This window comes from Streptomyces sp. NPDC060194 (assembly GCF_042728285.1).
GTDB lineage: Bacteria > Actinomycetota > Actinomycetes > Streptomycetales > Streptomycetaceae > Streptomyces.
On sequence record NZ_JBHWZH010000066.1, the window covers coordinates 23690 to 32647 of the forward strand.

Genomic DNA, 8958 nt, shown 5'->3' on the forward strand with positions numbered 1-8958 from the left:
CGCCGGGACGGGTCGGTAGACGGCCCCGGGCGGGGTCTGCGCGTCCGCCCCGTCGGCCGCCGCGCGCTGCTCGTCGAGCTGGGCTCGGCGGCGGAGGTCCAGGCCCTGCACGCCGAGCTGCTGCGCCGCCGCGCGGCCGGCCTGCTGCCGGCCGTGCGGGAGATCGTCCCCGCCGCCGGCACGATCCTCCTGGACGGCCTCGACGCCCCGGACCGGCTCGCCGCCGAGCTGCCCTCCTGGGACGTGCCGCCGCTCACGGAGACCGACGCGGGCCGCGTCACCGTGCCCGTACGGTTCGACGGTCCTGACCTCGCGGAGGTCGCCGGCCTGTGGGGGGTGCGGCCCGAGGATGTGCCGGACATCGTCACCGGCCTGCCCTTCCGGGTCGCCTTCTGCGGCTTCGCCCCCGGTTTCGGCTACCTGACGGGCCTGCCCGACGCGCTGCACGTCCCGCGCCGGGACACGCCCCGCACGGCCGTCCCCACCGGATCGCTCGGTCTGGCCGGGGGCTACGCGGGCGTCTACCCGCGCTCCTCCCCCGGCGGCTGGCAGCTGATCGGCACCGCACAGACCGTCCTGTGGGACCCGGCCCGCGATCCCGCGGCCCTGCTCGCGCCCGGCGCCCGGGTGCGGTTCACCGACGCCGGCGCCGACGCCGACACACCGACCGACGGCCCCGGGAGCCCGGCATGAGCCTGGAAGTCGTCCGACCGGGACCCCTGACGACCGTTCAGGACCTCGGCCGCCCCGGCCACGCCCACCTGGGCGTGCCGCGCTCCGGCGCGCTCGACGAGGCCGCGCACCGGCTCGCCGCGCGGCTCGTCGGCAACCCGCCCGAGGCGGCCTGCCTGGAGTCCACGCTGGGCGGCCTCGCCCTGCGCGCCGCCGCACCGCTCACGGCGGCCGTCACGGGCGCCTTCTGCCCGGTTGGCGTGGACGGCCGCCCGGCACCCTGGGGCGCGCCCTTCCGGGTGCCCGCGGGAGCCCTCCTGGAGCTCGGCCGGGTGACCCACGGGGTACGGGCCTACCTCGCCGTGGCCGGCGGTGTCGCGGTGGACCCGGTGCTCGGCAGCCGGTCGACGGATCTGCTCTCCGGTCTGGGCCCCGCCCCGCTCGCCGCCGGCGACGCGCTCCCCGTGGGCCCCGCACCCGGCCCGCCCGCCCTCGCGGACGTCGTCCCGTGGCCGGGGCCCCCGGCCGAACTGGTCCTGCCGTTCCACCCCGGTCCCCGCGACGACTGGTTCGCGCCGGACGCCGCCCGGCGGCTGGCCCGCGCGGCCTACCGGGTCTCCCCCGCGAGCAACCGCATCGGACTGCGGACCGAGGGGCCGCCCGTCGAACGGGCCGGGCGCGGCGAGCTGGCCAGCGAGGGCATGGTCCTGGGCGCGATCCAGGTCCCCCCGAACGGCCTTCCCGTGGTGTTCCTCGCCGACCACCCCACGACGGGCGGCTACCCCGTCATCGGCGTGGTCCCCGAGGAGGCGCTCCCGGCCGCCGCTCAGGCAGCCTCCGGCACGCCGCTGCGGTTCGTGCCCCTGAGCGGCAGTTGACCGAGGGCCGCCACCACCGCGCGGGCGGCACTCAGTTCGAGCGCCGTTCCGCCTCCGCGCCGCTCGTGCCGGATCTCGGCGGCGGCGAGCAGCAGCAGTTGCGGGAGCAGGTCACCGCACCGGCGCAGCACCCACCCGGTCCCGGTGGTCGCGAGCAGCCACAGGGACGCCGCCCGCGCGGGCGCGGGCCGGTCGGGTTCGAGCCGGGGGCGGGGCCCGGGGGCGAGCCCGCGGGCCGACAGCAGGACGTGGAACCCTGCGGCGAGCCGGCGGTGGCCCCGTTCGGAGGGGTGCAGGCGGTCCCCGCTGCGGAACTCCGGGCCGGGCGGGGGCGACGCCGCGTGCAGGTGCACGGCGTCGTAGCGCCGCGACAGCTCGTGGACGACGGCGTTGACCGCCCGCTGCCGGCGGGCCAGCGGCCGGGCCAGCGGGGCGGGCAGGCCGATCAGGGCGCCGGGGTCGGGCAGGCAGGCCGTCAGGACGACGGTGCCGCGGCCGGTCAGCTCGGCCAGGACGGTGTCGAGCCGTCGGGCGTAGGCGTGGATGTCGAACGAGCACCGGAGGGTGTCGTTGACCCCGACGACGACGGAGGCGAGGTCGGGGTCGAAGGCGAGCGCCGCCGCGAGCTGGCCGCGGACCACGTCGGCGCTCACCGCACCGCTGACGGCGAGGTTGAGGAACTCCGCCGGCTCGGGCCCGGCGGCGAGTCCGCCGGCGAGGAGAGCGGCCCAGCCCCGCGGGCGGCCGCCGGACACGGGGTCGCCGACGCCCGCGGTGAGGGAGTCACCGAGGGCCGCGAACCGCGGCGCGCGCACGGTGCTCATGCGGCGGTCCTCGATTCCCGCGGCACCGGCAGGTCGTGCGCGGCGAGGAACGCCTCCACGGACGCCTGCCAGCCGAAGAGTTCGGCGCGGGCGCGGGCCGCCCCGCGGCGCGCGGGGGCGGGCCGGTCCAGGAGGGAGAGGACGGCCTCGGCGAAGCCCTCCCCGGTGTCCGGGGCCACGGCGCCGGCGTCGCCGACCACCTCCGGCGACGCCGAGGACGCGCTGACCACCACCGGGGTCCCGCAGGCGAGGGTCTCCAGGGCGGCGAGGCCGAAGGTCTCGGCCGGTCCCGGCGCGAGACCGACGTCCGCCGTCGCCAGGATCCGGGCCAGGTGCTCGCGGTCGGCGACGTGCCCGAGGAAGGTGACCGGCAGGCCGGCGGCGCGTTCGGCGAGCCGGCGGCGCAGCGGGCCCTCGCCGACCACGAACAGTTCCGCGCGGGTGCCGCGGGCCAGGAGGGCGGCGAGCGCTTCCAGGGCGATGCCGGGCCGCTTCTCCACCGAGAGCCGGGAGCAGAGCACCAGGCGTACGCCCGCGCCCCGCAGCACCGCCCGGGAGTCCCTGGACCGGGGGTGGAAGACCTCCGGGTCGACGCCGAGCGGGGCGCGGACCACGTTGCGGGCACCGCAGCGGACGAACTCGCGCTCCGACCACTCGGTGGTGCAGACGATCCTGGAGTACACCAGCGACGTCCGCCGGTTGAGCCGGTCGGCGACGTGGCGTGCGGGACCGGGCGGTACGCCCCAGCTGCCCAGCACCCCGCCCGCCGCCTCGTGGGAGACCATCACCGAGGGCACTCTGGCCCGGCGCGCCCAGACCCCCGTCCAGCGGAGCGTGGTGCGGTCTGACACCTCGATCCGGTCCGGCTCCAAGGCGTCGAGGAGCCGGGTGAGGCGGGGGCGGTCGACGAGGACCCGGTAGCCGCCGCTGCCCGGGACGACCGGTCCCGGCAGGGTGATCACCTCGCCCTGGGCGTCGGACCACCGCGCGAACCGGGCGCCGGGCACCACGAGCACCGGTTCGTGGCCGTGCGCCCGGTAGCCCGCGCCCAGTTCGCGCAGCGCGGTCCGCAGTCCGCCCGACCGCGGCGCGACGAAGTTGGCCACGCGCACGATCCTCATGCCGCCACCGCCGTCCGGGCGTGGAGCACCTCGGCGTAGTGGTCGAGGAGCAGGTCCCCCACCGCCTCCCAGGTGCGCCCCTCCACCAGGCGCCGGCCCGCGCGCCCGAAGGCCGCGCGGCGCCCGGGGTCGGCGAGCAGGCCGGTCACGGCGTCGCGGACGGCGACGGCGTCACCCGGCGGGACGAGGAATCCCGTGCCACCGTGCCGGACGAGATCGCGCGGACCGCCGGCGGCAGGGGCGATCACGGGGAGCCCGGAGGCCATCGCCTCCTGCACGGTCTGGCAGAAGGTCTCCTGGGGACCGGTGTGGGCGAACACGTCGAGCGAGGCGTAGAGGCGGGCGAGCTCGGCCCCGGTGCGCTGGCCGGCGAAGACCGCCCCGGGGAGCGCCGCCCGCAAGGACTGCTCCGCGGGTCCGGCTCCCACGACGACGACCCGCACCCCGTCGAGTCGGCAGACCCCGGCGAGGAGCTCGACCCGCTTCTCGGGGGCGAGCCGTCCGACGTAGCCGACGATCAGCTCGCCGCCGGGCGCGAGGGCGCGGCGCAGTGCCGCGTCCCGCAGCCCGGGGCGGAACCGGGCGGTGTCCACGCCTCGCGGCCACAGGTGGACGCGGGGCACGCCGTGGTCCGCGAGGTCGCGCACGGCGGCGGTGGAGGGGGCCAGGGTGCGGTCGGCGGCGGTGTGCACGGCGCGCAGCCGGCGCCAGGCGAGGGAGCCGCCGGTGCCGAGGTAGGTGCGGGCGTATCCGGCCAGGTCCGTCTGGTAGACCGCGACGGCCGGCACACCGAGACGGGCCGCGGCCGCCATGCCCCGGGCGCCGAGCACGAACGGACCTGCCAGGTGCACGAGTTCGGGCCGGTGGGCCTCGATCGCGGTGGAGAAGCGGCGGCCGGGCAGTGCGATCCTGACCTGGGGATACCCCGGCAGGGGCAGGGAGGGCACCCTGACCACGGGGCAGGGCGCGGCGGTCTGCTCGGCGGAGTCGGCCGGGGCGGGGGCGACGACCAGGACGTCGTGCCCGCGGCGGACGAGGTGGCGGGCGGTCTGCAGGGTGCAGTGGGCCACGCCGTTGACGTCGGGGGGGAAGGACTCGGTCACGATGGCGACTCGCATGGGAGTGTTCTCGCCGGGTCCGGGGTGGTGGGGTCGACGTGGATCTGTCCGGCCGCCCAATTTCGTATGAGCGTTCGTGTCCGGCTCCCGTCGCCGGAGTACCGGGGGGCGCACGCCGGAGCACACGCCCCCCGGGGGCCGGGTCAGACGGCGGTGGCGTCCGGGCCGATGCGGCTGCGGACGGCGCTCTGGACGTCGTCCTCCTCGGCGGGATCGGCGGCGAGCCTGCGGAGTTGGTCCACGACGCGCGCGTCGCCGGTCTCGGCGTGGCGGGCGGCGAGCTCCCTGGTGGTCTCCTCGCAGTCCCAGAGGCACTCGACGGCGAACCCGGCGGGGAAGCCGGAGTCGGTGGCGGCCAGCGCCCGGGCGGCGCGGCCGCGCAGGTGGGAGGAGGCGGTCTCGCGGTAGACGTGGCGCAGAACGGGGGCGGCGCAGGCGATGCCGAGCCGTCCGGTGCCGTCGACCAGGGTCCACAGGGTCGGTGCGTCGGGCCCCTCGCCGCGGACGGTCTCCCGGAGCGCGGCCAGGACGAGCGGGGCGTCCTCGGTCCCGCCCCGGCAGGCGAGGACCCTGGCGGCGGCCGCGCCGAGCGCGTCGGGCCGGCTCGCCCAGCGGCGGGCCCGGCCCACGGCGGACACGCTGCGCATCCGCTCGAAGGACTCGACGGCGGCGTCGGCCACAGCCCCCGAGGGCCCGGACGCGGCGGCCTCGATGAGGTCGAGGACGGCCGGGTCCTGGGACTCGGCGAGGTAGCGCAGCGCGGTGCAGCGGGCCCCTTCGGAGCCGTCGCGGGCGGCGGCGAGGATCTGCGGCCGGTCCTCGGGGCCGGCGACGGCGGCGAGGCAGCGGGCGGCCGGGACGTACATCGGGGTGCCGCGGTCGTGGCCCGCCTCGGCCCATTCGAAGACCGCTCGGACGCTCCAGCCGGGCCGGGGTCCGGTGCTGCTGAGCTGGCGCTGCCAGCGGTCGAACGACCCGCGCTCGCGGGCGGCGCGCACCCGGCCGCCGACGGCCTCGCGGGGGTCCTCGGCCCACAGCCGCCAGGGCCGCGGTTCGAACGCGTCCCGGACGGCGGCGGTCAGTTCGGCCTCGCCCTCCGGGGTGTGCGGGAAGCGGGCCAGGACCGCGGGGGCGAGCCGGCGCAGGCCGGCGTCGGAGTCGCGCAGGGCGAGCTCGTCCAGGGCCCAGGCCCACCCGGCGCCCTGGGACGCGTAGCGGCGCAGCAGGGACAGGGCGTCGCCGCGTCCGTAGGAGGCCAGGTGGCCGAGGACGGACAGGGCGAGGCCGGTGCGTTCCTCGCGGTCGTCGAGGACGTCGTCGGGGTGGAAGAGGTGCTGTTCGATGTCCTGGAGCCCGCCGTCGAGGTCGAGGTAGAGCCGCGCGTAGTAGAGCGAGCGGTTCTCCACCTGCCAGTCGTGGCGGGGGTCGCGCAGGACGCAGTGGTCGAGCGCGGCGAGCGCGTCCGCGCGGGGCGCGGTGAGCGCGTGCAGGGTGCCGTCGCCGCGGCCCCGCTGCAGCAGTCCGAGGAGCGTGCCGCTCGGCGCTATGCCGTTCTCGGGCACGGAGGACCGGAATGACGGGGAAGTCATGGAAGAAGCCTCACATCAAGCTGTCGACGCAACCGGGGGACCGCTCGTCTACCTGGCCGCGCGACAACACGTCAGTGGAGCGCCCGTCGTCCTGTGCTTGGCGGTAACCATCTTCCTCTGCCTCTCGGTCGGTGGCCCGGATGCCGGGCCCCAGGGGGTGGGACTCACACGTTCCGCTTCGGGCTTCGAGTGCCCGGACCCGAAACGGTGAACCTCGTCGTCATGATGACCCACGGCTTTTCCCCGCCGCGACCACATTTACGGAGACCCCCCGGAAACCGTGCGGCTACTGGGCTGCGAAGCGTTCCAGCAGGTCGGGCCTGCCGAACATGCGGGCCGTCTCGACGGCCGAGGGCGCCCCGGCGGCGGGGTCGGCGCCACCCTCGAGCAGCGCGGCGACCACCTCGTCCTCGCCCTTGAAGACGGCGCCGGCGAGCGGCGACTGACCGCGGTCGTTGACTCGGTCGGGGTCGGCGCCCCGGGCGACGAGTGCCCGCACCGCGGCGGCGTGGCCGTGGTAGGCGGCGAGCATCACCAGGGTGTGGCCCTGCTCGTTGGTCAGGTTCGCGGGCACCCCCGCGTCGACGTAGGCGGCCAGCTGTTCGGCGTCGCCCCGCCGGGCCAGGTCGAAGACCTTGCCGGCCAGTTCGACGACCTCGGGGTCCGGGGTCTCGCTCATCGAGCCGTCCGCCTTCCTGCCGGGCACGGCGCCGCCGCCGTACGGGTGAATCGACAGCGTACTGCCCGTCACCCCACATGGCGGGGGCCTCGGGTGGCAAAGATCACCGCGGACGGTCCGGCGCATCTCCAGAGATCGACTCGGCTCTGCCAACTCGGTGAATATTCAAGAAATTCACCCGATTGCACCTTTTGTCGTATAGATACATGCTGTGAGCCTGGAAGCACTCATGGTGACTGTCCCCCTCAACCAGGAGAACCTCATGATTCTGTCGATCTCGGGCGTGGTCCTGCTCGGCATCATCGTCTTCCTCTTCTTCCGCAAGGACGGGCTGAAGGCGTCGCACGCCCTGGTCTGCGCGCTCTTCGGCTTCTACCTCGCGGGCACCGCGATCGCCCCCAGCATCAAGGCGGGAGGCGCGAGCCTCGCCAGCCTGCTCGGCGGCATCAAGTTCTGACCCGTCCCCCCCCACCCTCCCAGGAGACAGCCGTGGCCCGGCGACCACTGACCCGCATCCTTGACCGCGGCACCGCTTCGATCGCCAGGAGCCGTGAGCTGGCGCGTTCGGCCGCCGACAGCGCCACGGATGTCTTCCATCCGCTCATCTCCCTCAGCCGGGGGCTGCGCAAGCTCGCAGCCCTCGCGCGCGCCCGGTGGGCCGCGACCCCCAAGGAGCGCCGCGGCCCGACCCTCTTCGTGGCGGCGGCCTGCGTCCTGGTCGTCGCCCTCATCCCCTACGGCCCGCTGCTCGCCATGATCGCCCTGATGGGCGCGGCGGCCTGGGCGGGCCGGCAGCCCCGCACCCCGGCCGACACCGGCCCGGACCCGGCGCAGGGCGAGCGGCTCCAGGCGCTGTACGAGGCGCTGGTGCCGTACTTCTCCGTCGCGGAGGACCCCGATCCCCTCTACGCCCACGGCGGCGACCGGGACCGGGCCTTCGTCGCGCACTCCTTCGACGACGACGGCCGCGTCGGCGCGCTCACGCTGCGCTACCCCGCCTACTTCGCCGACGGCGATCCCGCCGAGCGGGCCCGCGTCGAGCAGCTGCTGCACGCCAAGGCGGGGCGCGGCCGCGAGTACCGCTTCGACTGGGACGAGGAGTCCAACCAACTCGCGGTCACGGTGCTCCCCGCCCTGCCCACCGACATCGCCGCCCAGCGCTTCGTGACCACCCCGGGCGAGACCGTGCTCGGATTCACCGACGCCGACGCCTCTCCGCGGACCGTCCCGGTCGCCGACGGCGGAGAGGGGCGGGACGCTCCCCCGGTGGTCTGGCGCACCGGCCCCCGCTCCACCGAGCCGCACCTGCTGGCCGTCGGCCACCCCGGCGGCGGCGCCACCACCCTGCTGCGCTCCGTCGCGATCCAGGCGCTCCAGCACGGTGACGTGGTGGTGGTCGACGGCGGCGGCACCGGCGAGTACGCCTGCCTGACCGGCCGCCGGGGCGTCCTCGCCGTCGAGTGCGGGCTCTCCGGGGCGCTCGCCACCCTGGAGTGGGCCGCCCACGAGACCGAGCGCCGGCTGATCGCCCAGAACCGCGCCCGGCAGGCGGGCCACACCCCGCCCGAGGACACCCGCCGCCCCCTGTGGGTGCTCCTCGACCGGCCGGGCGTGCTGGCCGACCTGGCCGGGGCGGACGGCCGCGACCCGCAGGCGCTGCTCCAGGTGCCGCTGCGGCACGGCCGGGCGGCGAACGTCACCGTCGTGGTCGCCGAGCAGTTCGACTGCCTGGACGGGCTGAGCGAGGCGGTCCGCTCGCACACCCGGGTCCGGGTCGTGCTCGGCGCGGCCTCCGCGCGGGAGGCCGAGGCCGTCCTCGGCGTTCCGCCGCACACCACCCCCACCGGCCAGGTGCCCCCGGGCCGCGGCTACGCCCGGCTGGGGTCGGGCCCGGTGCTGCGCCTCCAGGTGCCCGCCACGCCCGACCCGTACGACGACGCCACGAGCGAGGCGCACCGGCGGGCGGTGCTCGACCTGCTGCCGGAGGCGACGGAGCGGACCGCACCGGAGGAGCGCTCCGAGCCGCTCGACGAACAGCCGGTGGCCGCGGCCGTCGAGGCCTGAACCCGACGAAGGG

At 76.7% G+C, this 8958-nt stretch carries 9 protein-coding genes; 4 read left to right on the forward strand and 5 right to left on the reverse strand.

Translation table 11 applies throughout. From position 1 onward, the window contains the following. Positions 1-36: 36 nt before the first annotated feature. Entirely contained in the window at positions 37-693 is a 657-nt protein-coding gene (locus ACFWEG_RS16550) for an allophanate hydrolase subunit 1 (protein WP_387215276.1), read from the forward strand. Further along, positions 690-1550 carry a biotin-dependent carboxyltransferase family protein gene (locus ACFWEG_RS16555; RefSeq protein ID WP_387215259.1) on the forward strand — a complete coding sequence of 287 codons (861 nt, stop codon included), beginning with the start codon at positions 690-692 and terminating at the stop codon, positions 1548-1550. The genes ACFWEG_RS16550 and ACFWEG_RS16555 overlap by 4 nt, the downstream gene beginning before the upstream one ends. Here the strand turns inward: ACFWEG_RS16555 and ACFWEG_RS16560 are convergent. The 5 genes from ACFWEG_RS16560 to ACFWEG_RS16580 form a co-directional block, all read right to left on the reverse strand. Beyond that, positions 1499-2365: an SGNH/GDSL hydrolase family protein gene (locus tag ACFWEG_RS16560; RefSeq protein ID WP_387215279.1), complete on the reverse strand. Its 867-nt coding sequence runs from the start codon at positions 2363-2365 to the stop codon at positions 1499-1501. The genes ACFWEG_RS16555 and ACFWEG_RS16560 overlap by 52 nt on opposite strands. A 5-nt stretch (positions 2366-2370) precedes the next feature. Then, on the reverse strand, positions 2371-3495 hold the full coding sequence (locus ACFWEG_RS16565) for a glycosyltransferase (protein ID WP_387215262.1): 1125 nt from the start codon (positions 3493-3495) through the stop codon (positions 2371-2373). Then, positions 3492-4613 carry a glycosyltransferase family 4 protein gene (locus ACFWEG_RS16570; RefSeq protein WP_387215264.1) on the reverse strand — a complete coding sequence of 374 codons (1122 nt, stop codon included), beginning with the start codon at positions 4611-4613 and terminating at the stop codon, positions 3492-3494. Before ACFWEG_RS16570 ends, ACFWEG_RS16565 begins: the two co-directional genes overlap by 4 nt. A gap of 143 nt (positions 4614-4756) precedes the next feature. Continuing rightward, the gene (locus tag ACFWEG_RS16575; protein WP_387215267.1) at positions 4757-6202 is read right to left on the reverse strand and encodes a HEAT repeat domain-containing protein; all 1446 of its coding nucleotides are present in this window, start codon (positions 6200-6202) and stop codon (positions 4757-4759) included. A gap of 286 nt (positions 6203-6488) precedes the next feature. Then, positions 6489-6881 (reverse strand): ankyrin repeat domain-containing protein, encoded by a 393-nt coding sequence (locus tag ACFWEG_RS16580; protein WP_387215270.1) that lies wholly within the window; start codon positions 6879-6881, stop codon positions 6489-6491. A gap of 262 nt (positions 6882-7143) precedes the next feature. On the opposite strand from ACFWEG_RS16580, the gene ACFWEG_RS16585 reads away from it, so the two are divergent. Together ACFWEG_RS16585 and ACFWEG_RS16590 are read left to right on the forward strand one after the other, a co-directional pair. Next, on the forward strand, positions 7144-7338 hold the full coding sequence (locus ACFWEG_RS16585) for a hypothetical protein (protein ID WP_018534760.1): 195 nt from the start codon (positions 7144-7146) through the stop codon (positions 7336-7338). A gap of 32 nt (positions 7339-7370) precedes the next feature. Further along, the gene (locus ACFWEG_RS16590) at positions 7371-8945 is read left to right on the forward strand and encodes a hypothetical protein (protein ID WP_387215273.1); all 1575 of its coding nucleotides are present in this window, start codon (positions 7371-7373) and stop codon (positions 8943-8945) included. Positions 8946-8958: the final 13 nt, after the last annotated feature.